Origin of the sequence: Frankia sp. CpI1-P (assembly GCF_001421075.1) — a bacterium.
Taxonomy (GTDB): Bacteria; Actinomycetota; Actinomycetes; order Frankiales; family Frankiaceae; genus Frankia; species Frankia torreyi.
This window is the reverse complement of the sequence record NZ_LJJX01000002.1, coordinates 143,211-159,190: the sequence shown is the minus strand read 5'-3', so window position 1 is coordinate 159,190 and position 15,980 is coordinate 143,211. Positions and strand designations below refer to the sequence as shown.

9 protein-coding genes and 19 pseudogenes are annotated in these 15,980 nt (G+C 72.9%); 9 read left to right on the top strand and 19 right to left on the bottom strand.

All coding sequences use genetic code 11. The features are described from left to right. Positions 1-83 precede the first annotated feature (83 nt). From FF86_RS38565 to FF86_RS38550, 4 pseudogenes are all read left to right on the top strand, one after another. Positions 84-966 (top strand): annotated as a pseudogene (locus FF86_RS38565) (AMP-binding protein); the annotation flags it as partial. A gap of 1 nt (position 967) precedes the next feature. Further along, positions 968-1,191, top strand: a pseudogene (locus tag FF86_RS38560) (acetoacetate--CoA ligase); the annotation flags it as partial. Position 1,192: 1 nt separating this feature from the next. Then, positions 1,193-1,793 (top strand): annotated as a pseudogene (locus FF86_RS38555) (acetoacetate--CoA ligase); the annotation flags it as partial. Between the two features lies 1 nt (position 1,794). Continuing rightward, positions 1,795-2,048: pseudogene (locus FF86_RS38550) on the top strand (acetoacetate--CoA ligase); the annotation flags it as partial. 185 nt (positions 2,049-2,233) lie between these two features. Here FF86_RS38550 and FF86_RS61735 read toward each other — a convergent pair. The 3 genes and pseudogenes from FF86_RS61735 to FF86_RS02225 form a co-directional block, all read right to left on the bottom strand. Next, a pseudogene (locus FF86_RS61735) lies at positions 2,234-2,309 on the bottom strand (hypothetical protein); the annotation flags it as partial. 1 nt (position 2,310) lies between these two features. Next, positions 2,311-2,554, bottom strand: a pseudogene (locus tag FF86_RS38545) (sigma factor-like helix-turn-helix DNA-binding protein); the annotation flags it as partial. Between the two features lie 33 nt (positions 2,555-2,587). Next, a partial coding sequence (locus FF86_RS02225) for a sigma-70 family RNA polymerase sigma factor (RefSeq protein WP_242418024.1) occupies positions 2,588-3,502 on the bottom strand: 915 nt, incomplete at its 3' end. Between the two features lie 728 nt (positions 3,503-4,230). Here FF86_RS02225 and FF86_RS38535 point away from each other — a divergent pair. Continuing rightward, positions 4,231-4,534 (top strand): annotated as a pseudogene (locus tag FF86_RS38535) (MGH1-like glycoside hydrolase domain-containing protein); the annotation flags it as partial. A gap of 1 nt (position 4,535) precedes the next feature. Beyond that, positions 4,536-5,568 (top strand): MGH1-like glycoside hydrolase domain-containing protein (locus FF86_RS02220; RefSeq protein WP_242418023.1); only part of this gene is annotated, 1,033 nt, incomplete at its 5' end. A 41-nt stretch (positions 5,569-5,609) separates the two neighbouring features. Here FF86_RS02220 and FF86_RS02215 read toward each other — a convergent pair. The 9 genes and pseudogenes from FF86_RS02215 to FF86_RS02195 form a co-directional block, all read right to left on the bottom strand. Further along, positions 5,610-5,969: a type II toxin-antitoxin system VapC family toxin gene (locus FF86_RS02215; RefSeq protein WP_199865327.1), complete on the bottom strand. Its 360-nt coding sequence runs from the start codon at positions 5,967-5,969 to the stop codon at positions 5,610-5,612. Positions 5,970-6,023: 54 nt separating this feature from the next. After that, on the bottom strand, positions 6,024-6,290 hold the full coding sequence (locus tag FF86_RS02210; protein ID WP_206778442.1) for a hypothetical protein: 267 nt from the start codon (positions 6,288-6,290) through the stop codon (positions 6,024-6,026). Between the two features lie 107 nt (positions 6,291-6,397). Next, a pseudogene (locus FF86_RS38530) lies at positions 6,398-7,478 on the bottom strand (vitamin B12-dependent ribonucleotide reductase); the annotation flags it as partial. Position 7,479: 1 nt separating this feature from the next. Then, positions 7,480-8,425, bottom strand: a pseudogene (locus tag FF86_RS38525) (vitamin B12-dependent ribonucleotide reductase); the annotation flags it as partial. 1 nt (position 8,426) lies between these two features. Then, positions 8,427-8,631, bottom strand: a pseudogene (locus tag FF86_RS38520) (hypothetical protein); the annotation flags it as partial. 1 nt (position 8,632) lies between these two features. Continuing rightward, positions 8,633-9,328 (bottom strand): annotated as a pseudogene (locus FF86_RS38515) (vitamin B12-dependent ribonucleotide reductase); the annotation flags it as partial. 1 nt (position 9,329) lies between these two features. Continuing rightward, on the bottom strand, positions 9,330-9,415 hold an 86-nt coding region (locus FF86_RS38510), incomplete at its 3' end, for a hypothetical protein (RefSeq protein WP_242418056.1). A gap of 382 nt (positions 9,416-9,797) precedes the next feature. Next, positions 9,798-10,571: pseudogene (nrdR, locus tag FF86_RS64805) on the bottom strand (transcriptional regulator NrdR); the annotation flags it as partial. A 407-nt stretch (positions 10,572-10,978) separates the two neighbouring features. Next, positions 10,979-11,284 carry a LysM peptidoglycan-binding domain-containing protein gene (locus tag FF86_RS02195; protein WP_052680960.1) on the bottom strand — a complete coding sequence of 102 codons (306 nt, stop codon included), beginning with the start codon at positions 11,282-11,284 and terminating at the stop codon, positions 10,979-10,981. A gap of 640 nt (positions 11,285-11,924) precedes the next feature. On the opposite strand from FF86_RS02195, the gene lexA reads away from it, so the two are divergent. Continuing rightward, positions 11,925-12,686 carry a transcriptional repressor LexA gene (gene lexA / locus FF86_RS02190; protein ID WP_044883771.1) on the top strand — a complete coding sequence of 254 codons (762 nt, stop codon included), beginning with the start codon at positions 11,925-11,927 and terminating at the stop codon, positions 12,684-12,686. 164 nt (positions 12,687-12,850) lie between these two features. Here lexA and FF86_RS38505 read toward each other — a convergent pair. The 6 pseudogenes from FF86_RS38505 to FF86_RS38480 form a co-directional block, all read right to left on the bottom strand. Next, positions 12,851-13,182: pseudogene (locus FF86_RS38505) on the bottom strand (GTPase HflX); the annotation flags it as partial. 1 nt (position 13,183) lies between these two features. Further along, positions 13,184-13,275: pseudogene (locus tag FF86_RS38500) on the bottom strand (hypothetical protein); the annotation flags it as partial. A gap of 1 nt (position 13,276) precedes the next feature. Then, positions 13,277-13,321 (bottom strand): annotated as a pseudogene (locus tag FF86_RS38495) (hypothetical protein); the annotation flags it as partial. Position 13,322: 1 nt separating this feature from the next. Beyond that, positions 13,323-13,793, bottom strand: a pseudogene (locus FF86_RS38490) (GTPase); the annotation flags it as partial. 1 nt (position 13,794) lies between these two features. After that, positions 13,795-14,161: pseudogene (locus tag FF86_RS38485) on the bottom strand (GTPase HflX); the annotation flags it as partial. A 1-nt stretch (position 14,162) separates the two neighbouring features. Beyond that, positions 14,163-14,311: pseudogene (locus tag FF86_RS38480) on the bottom strand (GTPase HflX); the annotation flags it as partial. Positions 14,312-14,668: 357 nt separating this feature from the next. Between FF86_RS38480 and FF86_RS63910 the strand changes: the two are divergent. Together FF86_RS63910 and FF86_RS38475 are read left to right on the top strand one after the other, a co-directional pair. Continuing rightward, positions 14,669-15,047 (top strand): annotated as a pseudogene (locus FF86_RS63910) (DUF6597 domain-containing transcriptional factor); the annotation flags it as partial. A gap of 1 nt (position 15,048) precedes the next feature. Further along, positions 15,049-15,520, top strand: a 472-nt coding sequence (locus FF86_RS38475) for a helix-turn-helix transcriptional regulator (RefSeq protein WP_396229735.1), incomplete at its 5' end; no start/stop codon positions are given. Here the strand turns inward: FF86_RS38475 and FF86_RS02175 are convergent. Then, positions 15,508-15,918 (bottom strand): VOC family protein, encoded by a 411-nt coding sequence (locus tag FF86_RS02175; RefSeq protein ID WP_044883773.1) that lies wholly within the window; start codon positions 15,916-15,918, stop codon positions 15,508-15,510. The genes FF86_RS38475 and FF86_RS02175 overlap by 13 nt on opposite strands. Between the last annotated feature and the right edge of the window lie 62 nt (positions 15,919-15,980).

Sequence of the window (15,980 nt, the reverse complement as noted above, 5' to 3'; positions counted from 1 at the left end):
CCCAGGTGCGTCCCGGCACGCCGCTGTGGGAGCCCTCCGCGCGGCGGATCGAGCAGGCGGCGGTGACGAACTACCGCGGCTGNCTCGCCGCCGAACGCGGGGTGGATCTCGGCGACGAGGCGGCCCTGTGGGAGTGGTCGGTCACCGAGCTCGGCCCCTTCTGGGAGTCGATCTGGGACTTCTGCGCCGTCGAGGGCGAGCGCGGCGACGGCCCCGCCCTCGCCGACGGCCCCGCCTTCACGGATGCCAAGATGCCGGGAGCCGTGTGGTTCCCCGGCGCCCGGGTCAACTACGCCGAGAACGCGCTCACCCGGCGCGGTGCCGCGCCGGCGGTGATCGCCGTGCGGGAGGACGGCGCGACCGCGGTGGTCTCCTGGGACGAGCTGCGCCGCCAGGTCGCCCGGGCCGCGGCCGGACTGCGCGCCCTCGGGGTCACCGAGGGCGACCGCGTCTGCGGCGTGCTGCCGAACACCGTCTACGCGACGGTGGCGATGCTCGCGGCCGCCAGCATCGGCGCGGTGTGGTCGTCATGCTCGCCTGAGCTCGGCGCCACCGCCCTCGCCGCCCGCTTCACCCAGATCGCCCCGAAGGTACTCATCGGCGTCGACGGCTATACCTACCGCGGTCAGGGTTACGACACCATCGCCGCACTCGGCACCCTCGCCGCCGACCTGCCCGGACTCGTCGCGACCGTCATCGTGCCCTATCTGGCGCCGGACGCGTTCGCCCGGGCCCGCGGCGCGGGGCTGCCGGGCCTGCTCACCTGGGACGAGCTGATGGCCGCGGAGAGCGCCGAGCTCGAGTTCACCCGGGTCGCCTTCGACGCGCCGCTGTGGATCCTCTACTCCTCCGGCACGACGGGGCCGCCCAAGGCGATCGTGCACGGGCACGGCGGCATCCTGCTGGAACACCTCAAGGCGCTGGCGCTGCACCTCGACCTCGGCCCCGACGACCGGTACTGCTGGTNCACCACGACCGGCTGGATGATGTGGAACTACCTCGTCTCCGGCCTGCTGGTCGGCGCGACGATCGTGCTCTACGACGGCGCCGCCGGCTACCCGGCGCTCGGCACCCTGTTCGGCCTGGCCGAGGCGCTGGAGGTGACGTGCCTCGGCACGTCCGCGGCTTACCTGCAGTCCTGCCGGGACGCGGGCCTCGTGCCCCGCGAACATGCCGATCTGTCCCTGTTGCNCACCATCGGGTCAACCGGGTCGCCGCTGTCCGCCGCCGTCTACGCCTGGGTGTACGAGGCAGTCAGCCCGCAGGTGATGCTGTCGTCGATCAGTGGCGGCACCGACGTCTGCACGGCGCTGGTGGCCGGGCTGCCGACGATGCCGGTGCGCGCCGGGGAGATCGGCTCGCGGGCGCTGGGCTGCGCCGTGGCGGCCTTCGACGCCGACGGCAAGGAGGTCGTCGACGAGGTCGGCGAGCTCGTCGTGACCGCGCCGATGCCCTCGATGCCGCTGCGCCTGTGGGGTGATCCGGACGGCAGCCGGCTGCATGACAGCTACTACGCGACCTACCCCGGGGTCTGGCGGCACGGCGACTGGGTGCGGATCACATCCGACGGTGCCGTCGTCGTCGAGGGCCGGTCGGACGCCACCCTCAACCGCGGCGGGATCAGGATCGGCACCGGCGAGCTCTACAGCGTCGTCGAGCAGTTTGCCGAGGTCACCGACAGCCTCGCCGTGGATACCTCGGACGCCCCCGGCGGCGGAGAGCTGCTGCTGTTCGTCGCCCTCGCCGAGCCGGGGCTCACGGCGGAGCTCGCGCAGCGGATCCGGCAGACGGTGNGCACCGAGCTCAGCCCGCGGCATGTGCCGGACCGGATCCTCGAGATCGCCGCGGTGCCGCGGACGCACACCGGCAAGAAGCTGGAGGTCCCGGTCAAGCGGCTGCTCGCCGGCGCGGCGCTGGCCGACGTGGTGAGCCTCGACGCGGTCGCCAACCCGCAGGCCCTGTTGGCCATCGCGGCCACCGCCGAACAGGCCCGAGCGGCCACGGCCGAGCAGGCCGCCGGGGCGCCCATCACCACACCGGACGACTGACCGCCCGTACCCCGGGACCGCGCCCGCCGCCGACAGCAAAGCCGGATCTTCGCTGGTCCCAGCGAAGATCCGGCTTCCATGGAACACACGGCCACGCCGTCACCGGCGTGTCGTGCCCCCCGCGGGGGATGCCACCCGTGACCCTGTGCGCGCCCGCCGTGCCGGCGGTCTTCGGCCGCGAGCGGTCAGTCGAGAAACTCCCGCAGCCGGCCGGCGACGGCGGGCTTGCGCAGCTCACGCAGCGTGTCCCGCTCGATCTGCNGGATCCGCTCACGGGTGAGTCCGAGCCGGTTACCCACCTCGGCGAGGGTGTGCTGCTTGCCGTCGGCGAGGCCGAAGCGCAGCCGCATCACCTCCCGCTCCCGCGGGTTGAGGCCACCGAGCACGTTCTCGATCTCGTCCTGCATCGCGCCGTACGAGGCGGCGTCGGCGGGGGAGGTCGCGTCCGAGTCCTCGATGAAGTCGCCGAGCACGGAGTCACCGTCGTCGCCGACGGAGGTCTCCAGNCTCACCGTGTCCTGCGCGTAGCGGCGCAGCTNGACGACCTGCTCGATCGGCATGTCCAGCTCGAGGGCGAGCTCCTCGTCGGTCGGCTCGCGGCCGAGCGTCGAGACGAGCTGGCGCTGCAGCCGCGTGATCTTGTTGATCTGCTCGACCACGTGGACCGGGATCCGGATGGTCCGGGCCTGGTCGGCCAGCGCTCGACCGATGGCCTGGCGGATCCACCAGGTCGCGTAGGTCGAGAACTTGTAGCCCTTGGCGTAGTCGAACTTCTCCACCGCGCGGATGAGCCCGAGGTTGCCCTCCTGGACCAGGTCCAGCAGGGTCATCCCGCGGCCGCTGTACTTCTTCGCGACGGAGACGACCAGGCGCAGGTTCGCCGAGACGAGCTGCTGCTTGGCGGCATGGCCGTCCTTCACCAGCAGACCCAGGTCGCGGCGGAGGTCCGCGGGCAGGTCGGGGTCGGACTCCAGCTTGTGCTCGGCGAAGAGACCGGCCTCGACCCGCTTGGAGAGCTCGACCTCCTGCGCGGCGTTGAGCAGCGGCACCTTCCCGATCTCGCGCAGGTACATGCGCACGAGGTCGGCGGTGCCGGCGTGCTCGGCGGTGGAGCGGGTGGCGGCGGTGACCTCGTCGGTCGTCTCCTCCTCTTCGAGGAGCTCGACGCCGGCGGCGCTCAGTTTGGCGATCAGCGCGGGCAACAGCTCGAGGCCGATGTCCGCGGACTCGAGCGCGTCACGCAGCTCGGACCGGCTGATCTCGCCGGACTCGCGACCGCGCGCGATGACCTCGGCGACGGCACTCACATCGAGTTCGTCGCCGTCATCGGGAACGGCGGCCAGCGAACGGCTGGGGGCGGTACGGGCAGAGGCAGCGGACCGGCGAGTGCGCCGCGGGCTACGCGGGCGGTTCTCGTCGGTGCGCTCGGCAAGTTCCAGGGCAGGCAGCGTCATCAGTGGCAAATCCGATGGTCGGTGCGGGTGGGACGTCTGTTTCCGTGCACGTGGGAGGTAACGAACGAAGTCGCGGAACCATTCCCCGTGCAGGCGCACCCGGACATCAGCGATCGCCGGGCCTACCGGCAGTGTAGACCCATGCCCTCGAGACGCTGAACTCGCTGTCGCGAAGACTACCTGGCAGATCCCGTGGTGTGGCGCGTTCCGCGAACTATCTTGACCTTCTCGCGTGGCGAGACCCCCGTCGAGAGCCCAGATACTGAACGCTACGCACTTGCCCCCTCACGGGAAGTGAGGATTTTCGAGGGGCTGNCGTCCGCACCACATTTTCCGTCCAGTACCGCCATCGGGCGGGGTCGGCCATCCGACAATCCCGACAGTGCCGCCGCGTCTCCCCGATGCCCTCCCGATGCCCCCCGAGACCCCCTCGAGAACCGGCTCGGCAGCGTGCCCCGGACTCGGATCGGGCCGGATCGGCATACTCGCNCCGCCCACTCGGGCGACATCGGGCGACCGGCCGGCCGCACTCCCCGCGAGCACCTCACCTCCGAGAGCCCCACGCCTCCGAGAGCCCCACGCCTCCGAGAGCCCGCGGTCGCGGCGTGGGCCGGCCGGTCGCCCGGCGCATCGGGGCGGCCGCGGGGCGCCAACGAGGTTTTCGTTAGGCAGACCACACCAGGGGCGCCCTTCACCTGTGCACAGCGTGTGACGGCTACTCTCACACGATGTCCGTCCCCAGCCTCCCGGCAGAGCTGGCGGCGTTGCGCGAGACCGCGGTCTCCGTGCTGCGCGGCAACGACCTCGGCGACATCACCCGGCCGTCGCCGACGTTGTATCCACACCAGTGGCTGTGGGACTCCTGCTTCATCGCGATCGGGCTGCGCCACCTCGACCCGCAGCGCGCCGCCGCCGAGATCCTCTCCCTGCTGCGCGGGCAGTGGCCGAACGGCATGATCCCGCACGTGATCTTCGCGGAAACCACCAACTTCTACCACGCGGGTCCGCAGCGCTGGCGCTGTGACCGGGTGANGACCACCGCCGGCGGCGCGCAGAGCACCGGCGTCACCCAGCCGCCGATGATCGCCGAGGCCGCGGTCCGGGTCGGCGCCATGATGTCCGACTCCGAACGCGGGGAGTTCTACCGCCGGCTGTTCCCCGGGCTGCTGCGCTTTCACCAGTGGCTCTACGACGAGCGCGACCCGGACGACGACGGCCTGGTGTCCCTGGTTCACTCCTGGGAGTCCGGGATGGACAACACCCCGACCTGGATGGAGATCACCAGGCCGGTGGCGCCGCTGGGCGTGCGGGCGCTTCGGCGCGTGAACGGCGACGACGCCCTGGACGCGCTGCGCCGCGATTCCAAGGAGGTCCCCTCGGATGAGCGGCTCACCTCGGGGGACCTGTTCACGCTGTACCGGATCGTGCGCGAGCTGCGCCGGGCGCACTACAACTTCCGCGAGATTCGGCGGACCATCGTCCCCCTCGTGCAGGACGTGGCGTTCAACGCGATCCTGGTCCGCGCCAACGAGCACCTGAGCACCATCGCCGCCGAGATCGGCGAGGTCATCCCGGCCAGGCTGCGCCGGTCGGCGCGCCGCACCCGGGAGGCGATGGGAGAGCTCGTCGTCGACGGCGTCTACTACAGCCGCGACTTTCGGACCCGGACCCTGCTGCGCCACGAGACGATCGCCGGCCTGCTGCCGCTCTATGCCGGCGTCGTGCCCGAGGACCGCGTCGACGAGATGGTCAAGACGATCACCTCGCCGCGTTACTGGTCGCGCTTCGGCGTCGCGAGCGTTCCCCTGGACGACCCGAACTTCCTGCCCCGCTGCTACTGGCAGGGCCCGCTCTGGGTCAACATGAACTGGCTGATCGCCGACGGGCTGGAGCGCTACGGCCGGCTCGACGCCGCCGAGGACCTGCGCCGCAACACGGTCGACGTGATCGCCTCCTCCGAAGCGATGTTCGAGTACTACTCGCCGCTCGACGGCTCGGGCGCCGGCAGCAACCGGTTCTCCTGGACGGCCGCGCTGCTCATCGACCTGCTCGCCGCCGACCACTGACCGCGCCGCGCCCGTACGCCGGGCGCGCCGCGGACGTGCACTCAGACGTGCACGACGACGACCCGACTGTCCTTGGGACGATCGGGCTCGTCGACGAGCCGGTGCAGGTCGCCGACGTCGCTGGTCAGCAGGACGGCCGGCCGGTCCGCCCGCAGCGCCGTGACGGCCACCACCGCCTCAAGGGCGCACCGGTGGCCGGACAGGCCGGTCGCGCCGAGCAGCTCGCCGGCCGACCGGGCCAGGTCCGGCGTCACCGGGAGCACCCGGATCCTGGCCAGCACGCGGTGCACGGCCGCATCCCACGGGCCGCCCCGCAACACCTCGGTGAGCGTGACCGCGCTGACGACCACCCCCGCACCCCGGCCGTGCGCGGTCTGCAGGAACGCGCGCCCTCGCGGCACCCGTGGCGAGCTTGACCAGCCCGTCACTGTCGAGGACCAGCGACCCGCCGACGGCTACTCGGCGTCCGGCCACGCGGCGCCCGCGTCGGCGAGCGCCGCCTCCGGGACGGGGCCGTGCTCGGTCTCGAGCTGCTCGGCCAGCTCGGCGAGGAGATCCAGCTCCAGGCGCCGGGCCACGGCCTCGGTCACGTACTGGCTGAACGCCCCCGGCCCGACTCGATCCCGCACGGCGGCGGTCAGCTCCTCCGGCAGGGAGACGCTGACCTTGCGCACCCGACCCCCGGGCCGCAGCCGGACCACCCCGGCCGCCTCCGCCGACACATGCGTGACGGTCACCCCTGCGGGGAGGGGTGACTCCTCGCCCGGCGGCCCGGCCGGGGGACATCGCCTCCCGGCCGGGCCAGGACGCCCGGTGGGCGCCGTTCGGCCTAGCTGCAGCCGCTGGTGGAGCCGCACTGCTCGCAGACGTAGCAGCTCCCCGCCGGGCGCATCGTCACCCCGCAGGTGAAGCACAGCGGGGCATCAACGACCGTCTGGGCGACCAGCGACTCCCCGGGAGGCGCCAGCCGCAGCTCGCGGGCCACGTGCGCGGGCCCGTGACCGACGGCCACCCCGTTGCTGCCCGTCCCCGGACGGCCCGCGGTCGGCGCCGACCCGGCGCCGACCGGACCTCCGGCAGGACCACCCACCGCGGAACCCCCAGCAGGACCCGCGCCCGGGTTCGGGGCGTCCACGCCGGGCAGCGCGTCCGCGAGCGACCCGGCGGGCGCCGCGACGGCGTCGACGGCCGGGTCGGCCTGCGGGCCGTAGCGGCCGTTGACCTCGCGGACCCGTTCGGCCGCGGTGGAGATGCCGAGCTCGGCGCGACGGTCGGCGTCGAGGTAGTCCAGGGCCAGCCGGCGGAACAGGTAGTCCATGATCGACTGGGCGATCCGGACGTCCGGGTCGTCGGTCATCCCGGCCGGCTCGAAGCGCATGTTGATGAACTTGCTGACGTACGCCTCCAGCGGCACGCCGTACTGCAGGCCGATCGAGATGGCGATCGCGAAGGCGTCCATCACGCCGGCCAGCGTGGAACCCTGCTTCGACATCTTGATGAAGACCTCGCCGAGGCCGTCGTCCGGGTAGGAGCCCGCGGTCAGGTAGCCCTCCGCACCGCCGACGGCGAAGGAGACCGTCTGTGACGGGCGGGTCTTCGGCAGCCGCCGGCGCACGGGCCGGTACTCGATCTCGGCGGCTGCGCCCGCGGCGGTCCCGACGAGCGCGGGCGCGCCGGCCGGGGGCGCCGCCAGGGCCGCGGCGGTCGCGGCGCTCGCCGCGGCATCCCGCTTCGCCCCCCGGACGTCGGACAGCGGCTGGCCGACCTTGCAGTTGTCCCGGTAGATCGCCAGCGCCTTCAGACCCAGCCGCCAGCCCTCCAGGTAGATCTCCTCGACCTCCTCGACGGTCGCGGTCGAGGGCATGTTCACCGTCTTGGAGATCGCGCCGGACAGGAACGGCTGCACCGCGNCCATCATCCGCACATGCCCCATCGGGGAGATGGCCCGCTCGCCGATCGCGCAGTCGAACACGTCGTAGTGCTCCGGGCGCAGGCCGGGGGCGTCGACGACGTGGCCGTGCTCGGCGATGTACTCGACGATCGCCTCCAGCGTCTCCTCCGGATAGCCGAGCGCGCGCAGCGCCGCCGGGACCGTCTGGTTGACGATCCGCATGCTGGCGCCGCCGACCAGCTTCTTCATCTTCACCAGGGCGAGGTCCGGCTCGATGCCGGTGGTGTCGCAGTCCATCGCCAGGCCGATCGTGCCGGTCGGGGCGAGCAGGCTGACCTGGGCGTTGCGCCAGCCGTGCCGGTCGCCGACGGTCTGCGCCCGCGCCCATTCCTTGGACGCCGCGGCGAGGACCCGGGTGTCCTCGGTGTGCACGGACCGCACGGCGTCGTTCGCGGCGGAGTGCTTGCGCACCACCCGGCGGTGCGCGTCGGCGTTGCGGGCGAAGCCGTCGTAGGCGCCGACGATGCCGGCGAGCTCCGCCGAGCGCCGGTAGGCGGTGGCGGTCATCAGCGAGGTGATCGACGCGGCGAGCGCGCGGCCGCCGTCGGAGTCGTAGGCGCGGGCACTGGCCATGAGCAGCGCCCCGAGATTGGCGTACCCGATGCCGAGCTGTCGGTAGGCGCGGGTGACCGCCGTGATCTCCGGCGTCGGGAAGTCCGCGAAGCAGATCGAGATGTCCATCGCGGTGATGATCAGCTCGACCGCGGCGACGAACCCCTCGGCGTCGAACGTCCGGTCCGGGCGCAGGAACTTCAGCAGGTTCAGCGACGCGAGGTTGCAGCTGGAGTTGTCCAGGTGCACGTATTCGCTGCACGGGTTGGAGGCGCTGATCCGGCCGCTCTCGGGGCAGGTGTGCCAGTCGTTGATCGTGCCGTCGTACTGGATGCCGGGGTCCGCGCAGGCCCANGCCGCCTCGGCGACGGTGCGGAACAGCCCCTTGGCGTCGATCGTCTCGATCGTCCGGCCGTCGAGGCGCGCCCGCAGGTCGAAGCTCCCTCCGTCGACGACCGCGCGCATGAACTCGTCGGTGACCCGGACCGAGTTGTTGGCGTTCTGGTACTGCACGGAGGCGATGTCGCGCCCGCCGAGATCCATGTCGAACCCGGCGTCCCNCAACGCCCGGATCTTGTCCTCCTCCCGGGCCTTCGTCTCGACGAACTCGACGATGTCCGGATGATCGACGTCGAGCACGACCATCTTCGCGGCCCGCCGGGTCGCCCCGCCCGACTTGATCGTGCCCGCCGACGCGTCCGCACCGCGCATGAAACTCACCGGGCCGGACGCCGTGCCGCCGGAGGACAGCAGCTCCTTCGAGGAGCGGATGCGGGACAGGTTGAGCCCGGCCCCCGAGCCGCCCTTGAAGATCAGCCCCTCCTCGCGGTACCAGTTGAGAATCGACTCCATGGTGTCATCAACTGAAAGAATGAAACACGCTGACACCTGCTGGGGGGCCGGGGTTCCGACGTTGAACCACACCGGGGAGTTGAAGCTGAACACCTGGTGAAGCAGCATCCAGGTCAGCTCATGCTCGAAGATCTCGGCGTCGGCGTCGGCGGCGAAGTAGCCGTGCTCGCGGCCGGCGGCGCCGTAGGCGTGCACGACCCGGTCGATGAGCTGGCGCAGGGAGGACTCCCGCCCGGGCGTGCCCAGCGCCCCGCGGAAGTACTTGCTCGTCACGATGTTCGACGCGTTGACCGACCAGGATTCGGGGAACTCCACCCCGCGCTGCTCGAAGTTGACCGAGCCGTCCCGCCAGTTGGTCATGACGACGTCCCGGGTCTCCCAGGTGACCTCGTCGTACGGGTGGACNCCGGCGGTGGTGCGCGAGCGCCGGATCTTCAATCCGCCCGCCCTGGCCGCAGACCTGCCCGCCTTCGTGCCGCGACTTTCGGTCATGACGCTCCTCGTCCTGTCTTCTCATCGGCGCGCGCTGGCGCACTGGTGGTGGCATCCCCGCCCGGGCCCGTCCACTGCACGCGTGGACGGCGGACCGCGGGCATATCGGCGTGCCGGCCGACGCCGGACCCCGGGGTCGACCGGGTCCGGCGGGAACGGCACGCATGACGAACACACCGGCCCCGGCGGTCCGGCCCCCGTCCCCGCGCCGTCCGGCCACGGGCGCGGCCGGGTACGGGTGGCGGGCAGGACGCGCGAAACCGGGTCACGCGGGATCGGACGCCCACGCCGGCCGGGTCAGGTCGTCCCGTGCACACGGGAACGGGCCGGCGGGGCGGCGAGCTGCTGGCGGGACGGGCGGAACGGGGCCTCGGCGACCCCGTCAGGTGCGGGTGGCCGAGGCGCCGCGCGCCCGGCCGACCTTGTACTCCCCCGTGGTCGGCTCGGCCCGGCCGAGCCCGCCCTCGACGATGTTCAACTGGTTTCCGCCGCCGCGGCGGCCCGGGGTCTCCGGGGGCTCGCGGACGGCGGCGAGCGTGTCCCGGCCTGGACGGCCGGGGCGTGGAGTATCCGGGTCGACCCGCCGGCCGCCGGGCGGGGGGCCGGCGGGACCGGCGCGCTGCGACGGGTCCGCCGGGTCGGTGAACGCCCCACCGGCGGGACGGACGGCCGGATCGCCCAGCTCGTCAAGGTCGTCGAGGTCGTCCGGCTCGGCGCCGCGGCGGGTGCCGGACGTCTCGGCCCGCAGCGCCGCGATCGCGCTCTCGAAGTCGCCGAGCGACTCGAAGGCCAGGTACACCGAGGCGAAGCGGAGGTAGGCCACCTCGTCGAGCTCGCGAAGCGGGCCGAGGATCGCCCGGCCGATCGCCTCCGCGGGGACCTCCGCCGAGCCCGAGGAGCGCACGGCGTCCTCCACCCGCTGGGCCAGCAGGGCGAGATCGTCGTCGCGCACGGGCCGGCCCTGGCAGGCCTTGCGCACGCCGGTGATCACCTTCGCGCGGCTGAACGGCTCCGCCACGCCGCTGCGCTTGAGCACCCGCAGCGACGCCTCCTCCATGGTGGTGAACCGGCGACCACACGACAGGCAGGACCGCCGCCGCCGGATCGCCGAGCCCTCCTCAGCCTCCCGGCTGTCGACGACACGGCTGTCCGGATGNCGGCAGAACGGGCATCGCACGCGATACGCCTCCTTCGTCCGGTCCGGCGCGAACCACCCGGCGTGGCGGGAGGACGAGTCGTGAACCGACCCGCGCCCCCNCACCGGCCGANCCGCCCCTGTGGACAGCCGCCCGCACCTCTGTGGAAAGCCTGTGCATCAACCTGTGGATGACTTACACCCTCGTAAGCACCAGATGTTGTGTCCAACCTAGCGCACAACCCCAGTGATGGGGACACCGACCCCCCCGCGTGTCACACCAGGACATCAGCCCGCGGGGGCGCGACAACCCTGCGCGAGGGCGCCTCACCCGCCCGCTGCCGCCGGACACCGGCCCGTCACGGCGGCGAGCCGCCGAGCGCCGATCGGGACCGGACGGTGCCGGAGTGGACCGGCCAACCGGAGGGTCAGCCCAGTAACAGGAACTGGCCGGGGGTGAGCTCGACCGAGGGGAGATGGTTGATCCGCATCAGCCGATCCACGACGGCGCGGGTGTCGGCGTCGGGATCGAGCGCGACGGCGATCTCCCATAACGTCTCCCCGGCGAGGACCAGGTGACCCCGCGGCGGCTCGCCGGACCACGCGATCGAGGCGCGCGGCAGGACGAGCACCAGCACCGCGGCGATCGCCAGCGCGACGACGGCGACCACGACCACCCGGCCGCGGTGGGTCAGCCGCAGCGGCGGCAGCGGTTCGCCGGCGGCGCGGCGCACCGTCGGCCGGGATCCTGGTCCGCGGGCAAGCTGCCGCGGCGAACCCGACGACGGGGACCTCCGCGACCGCGATCCCGATGCCTTGAACCTCGACGCCTGGGAGTTCCGCGCCTGGGGGTTCTGCGCCTCGGACCTCGTCGACCGGGGAACCGGCGAGCGCGGGGGGCATGCCCCCACAACCGGCCTCCTGGCACCGACCCCGGCGGCCGGCCGGGCCACCCGCATCCGTGCCGGACCGCCCGCCGGCCATCCCCCGGCCCGGCGCGCCGCCCGCTCCCGGGCAGCCGCCAGATCGACCACCTGTGTGGTGTGCGCGCTGTGCACGGCTTCCTCCCAAGGCGCCCCGGACCACGTCGTCGACGCCACGAACTCCCGTTCGATCGAACTCCTGATCGATTGTCGCACCGGAGTCCCGCCGGGGAAAGGGACACGCTCGAACAGACGTTTGAGATTCCGCGACCAGGCGGTTACCGTCGAGACGATCAGGTTTGCACCGGGCGGTCTCCCCCGGTCGCGGACAGCCGGGTGCCGTGGGGGTGCCGGTCTCGCCGGGCGAGCGCCGACAGCCGCGCGCACGTCCGGCGCGCGACCGAGCGGCGGCCCCCGGCGACAGAGTAGGCGACGAGGAGAGCGGTAGGCGATGACCAGCCAAGGCAGGGGTACACGCCGGGGCGGGGCCCGCGGCAACGTACGGGCCTTTCCCGAAAACCCCGCGGACGCAGCCGGCCTGACCCCCCGGCAGCGTAAGGTGCTCGAGGTCATCCGGGCCGAGGTGGAACGGCGCGGATACCCGCCCAGCGTGCGGGAGATCGGGGAGGCGGTGGGGCTGACCAGCACGAGCAGCGTGGCGCATCAGCTCAAGGTGCTGGAAGAGAAGGGCTACCTGCGCCGGGATCCGAACCGCCCGCGGGCGATGGAGGTACTCAGCCCCGATCGGCCGCGGCGCAAGGCAGACTCCAGCGCGGCGGCGGTCGTGTCGACGTTCCCGGGTGCCGCGGCGGCCCCGGCGGGCGCGAGCGGCGAGGGGTCCGCGGCCTACGTGCCGGTCCTCGGGCGGATCGCCGCCGGCGGCCCGATCCTGGCCGAGCAGGCGATCGAGGACGTCTTTCCGCTGCCGAAGGAGATCGTCGGCGAGGGCACCCTGTTCCTGCTCCGGGTCGTCGGCGAGTCGATGATCAACGCCGCGATCTGTGACGGCGACTGGGTGGTGGTGCGCCAGCAGCCGGTCGCGGACAACGGTGAGATCGTCGCCGCGATGATCGACGGCGAGGCGACGGTCAAGCGGCTGCGGGTCCGCGACGGCAAGGTCTGGCTGCACCCGGAGAACCCGACGTTCAGCGACATCCCCGGCGAGGAGGCGACGATCCTCGGGCGGATCGTCGCCGTGCTGCGCCGGGTCTGACCGTGGACGGCCGGCCGCGCGAGGCGGCCGGCCGGTTCGGCTGCCGTGGACCGGGCGATGTGCCCCGCCGACCGCGCCGTGCTCGCCGACGGCGGGTCGATGCCGGTCCCGACAGATCAGGGCTGACGGGTCAGGGCTGGGTGACGGTCAGGGCTGGGTGACGGTCAGGGCTGGAAGGTGTGCAGTTCCGCGGCGAGCGACGGGGACACCCTCGCGAGCAGTCGGGTGCCGTCCGCGGTGTGCTCCAACTCGAGCACCTCGCCGTGGGCGTGTACCCGGGAGACGAGATCGCCCCGCGTGTACGGGACGAGGACCTTCATCTCCACGTCGGGGTGGGGAACCCGGACGCACAGGGCGTCGACGAGCGCAGTCAGCCCCTCCCCCGTGCGCGCCGAGACGAAGACCGCGTCGGGCGCGAGCTGGCGCAGGCCGGCGAGGACGGTCGGCTCGGTGGCGTCGACCTTGTTCACGACGATCAGCTCGGTGACGTCGCCCGNGTCGATGTCGTTGAGCACCTCGCGCACGGCCGAGATCTGGGCGGCCGGGTCGGGGGCGGAGCCGTCGACGACGTGCAGGATGAGGTCCGCGTNGGCGACCTCCTCCAGGGTCGAGCGGAACGCCTCGACGATCTGGTGNGGGAGGTGTCGGACGAACCCGACCGTGTCGGTGAGGGTGAACGCCCGGCCGTCCGGCAGGGTCGCGCGCCGCACGGTGGGATCCAGCGTGGCGAACAGTGCGTCCTCGACGAGGACGCCGGCGCCAGTGAGTCGGTTGAGCAGCGAGGACTTGCCGGCGTTGGTGTAGCCGGCGATCGCCACCGCGGGCACCTCGCCGCGCCGGCGGGCCGACCGCTTCGTCTCCCGCACGGTCGCCATCCCGGCGAGTTCCCGGCGCAGGCGCGCCATCCGGGCACGCAGCCGCCGGCGGTCCGTCTCGATCTTCGTCTCGCCAGGCCCACGGGTACCGATGGGCGCGCGCCCACCACCGCTGGCCGCGGCCCGGGACATCGACTCACCCCAGCCGCGCAGACGGGGCAGCATGTACTGAAGCTGGGCAAGCTCGACCTGGGCCTTGCCCTCCCGAGACGTCGCGTGCTGGGCGAAGATGNCCAGGATGAGCGCGGTCCGGTCGATGACCTTGACCTTGACGATCTCCTCCAACTGGCGTAGCTGGCCGGGGGTGAGCTCGCCGTCGCAGATCACCGTGTCCGCGCCGGTCGCGGTGACGACCTCGGCGAGTTCGCGGGCCTTGCCGGACCCGACGTAGGTCGACGCGTCCGGCCGGTCGCGACGCTGCACGAGCGCATCCAGCACGACCGAACCCGCCGTGGTCGCGAGGGCGGCGAGCTCCGCCATGGAGGCCTCGGCCGACCGCAGCGAACCCGACGTCCACACGCCGATGAGGACGACCCGCTCCAGCCGCAGCTGGCGGTACTCGACCTCGGTGACGTCGTCGAGCTCGGTGGCCAGACCGGGNACGCGGCGCAGTGCCGCGCGTTCCTCCAGGTCGAAGCCGTCCCCCGAATCGTCATAGAAACCCGAGAGGTACGCCGAATCCGAATCGGCGAGGTCGATGAAGGATCTGTCGAAAGTGGACGCCGTCAGGGCGTCGGCAGGAAGAGTCATACCATCCGTTCTCAACGCGGCTCGCTGCCGCGAGATTCCGCGCCGCTTCGTCCGGCCAGGTCACGCGCGCGGGTTCCGGCGACCTGATGAGGTCCGCAGCAAGGGTCGGNGCGGGGCGCCGGCCGCTTCGCTTGCGGATTCATCCCGTCTCCGACCAGGGTCCCACGCCGCCGTGACGATCGCGAACGGTTTCCGGGCTGGAACGCCGTGACCTTCGCACCGGCCGGCTCGGGCACCTGGACGGGACAGGCACCCCAACGGGACAGGCACCCCAACGGGAGAGGCGCCCCTGCTGGTCGCCGGCCGCGTACCGTCGACGCCGTGTACCGGGAACGGCCGACGACCCGGCTGCCGGCGATGCTCTGGTCCGCGCAAGGCCCGTCCGGGCCCCCCTACGACCTCGCTCAGGCGGATGCCAGCCCGCCGCGGCCACGCCTGCCGGCGGGCGATCCGACCCCCGCCGGGCGGGCCGCGCAGGTCCACCGGATCCTGCCCGACGGCTGCATCGACATCATCTGGAGCTCCGACGGCCGGTTGATCGTCGCCGGCCCGGACACGGTCGCCACGCTCGCGAGCTGGGCGCCGGGGGTGCGCCACCTTGGCCTGCGCTTCGACCCCGGGCGCGGGCCGGCCCGGCTCGGGGTGCCCGCCGCTGAGCTGCGCAACCGCCGCCCGGACCTTGCCGACCTGTGGGGTGCGGGGCCGGCCCGGCGACTCGCCGAACGGCTCGCCGATGNGGGCGACCCGGCGCTGGTGCTCGAGACATGCGTCGCCGCCCGCCCCTGCCATCCGGGACTGGGCGATCCGCTGGTGCCGGCGATCCTCGCCGGAATCCGGGCCGGGTCAGCGGTGGCGGATGTGGCACGAACGGCCGCGCTCAGCGAACGTCAGCTCCTGCGCCGCTGCCGGCAGATGTTCGGGTACGGCCCGAAGACGCTCGCCCGCATCCTGCGGCTGCAGGAGGCGCTGCGCTCGGCGCGGACCGGCCGACGCCTGGCCGTGGTGGCGGCCGACGCCGGCTACGCCGATCAGGCCCATCTGGCCCGGGAGGTGCGCGCTCTGACCGGCGTCGCGCTGACCAGCCTGCTCGGCCCCGCCCGGCCGAGCAGCCCGGCACCAGCGGGTCTCGCGGAACCGCCGGGGCTGCCGGGGCTGCCGGGGCTGCCGGATAAGGATGGGCCCGCCGGCCCACTCGGTCAGGGCGCCTGAACGGCGGGTAGCGGGGCGAACAGGTCGACGTGGTTGCCGTCCGGGTCGAGAACGGTCGCGTAGCGCTGGCCCCAGAAGGCATCCCAGGGCGGCAGATGGCCGGTGTGGCCGGCGGCGAGCAGCTCGGCGTGGAGCGCGTCGACCTCGGTGGGGCTGTCGCAGGCGAAGGCCAGGCTCACCCGCCCGGCACCGCCGGTCGCCGGCGCCCAGTCCGGGTCGAAGGAACGGATCGTCTCCTCGGTGTCGAAGGCCAGGCGCAGCCCGCCGGGCAGGGTCACCTCGACATGCGGTTCGGCCTCGGCGCCGGCCGGCGGGTCCAGCCCGAGCAGGCGGTAGAAGGCCAGGCTGCGGGCCATGTCGGCGACGATCAGGCCGATGAGGTTGAACGTGGATGGCATGACCGCACCGTAGGACGCCCCAGGCCAGGCGGTCTTGTCGAAAACGGACGTCGCCGTCGGAG

Coding starts and splice junctions, on each gene's coding strand:
- lexA (WP_044883771.1), top strand. CDS start 11,925: ATGACCAGCCAAGGCAGGGGTACACGCCGGGGCGGGGCCCGCGGCAAC.
- FF86_RS02175 (WP_044883773.1), bottom strand. CDS start 15,918: ATGCCATCCACGTTCAACCTCATCGGCCTGATCGTCGCCGACATGGCC.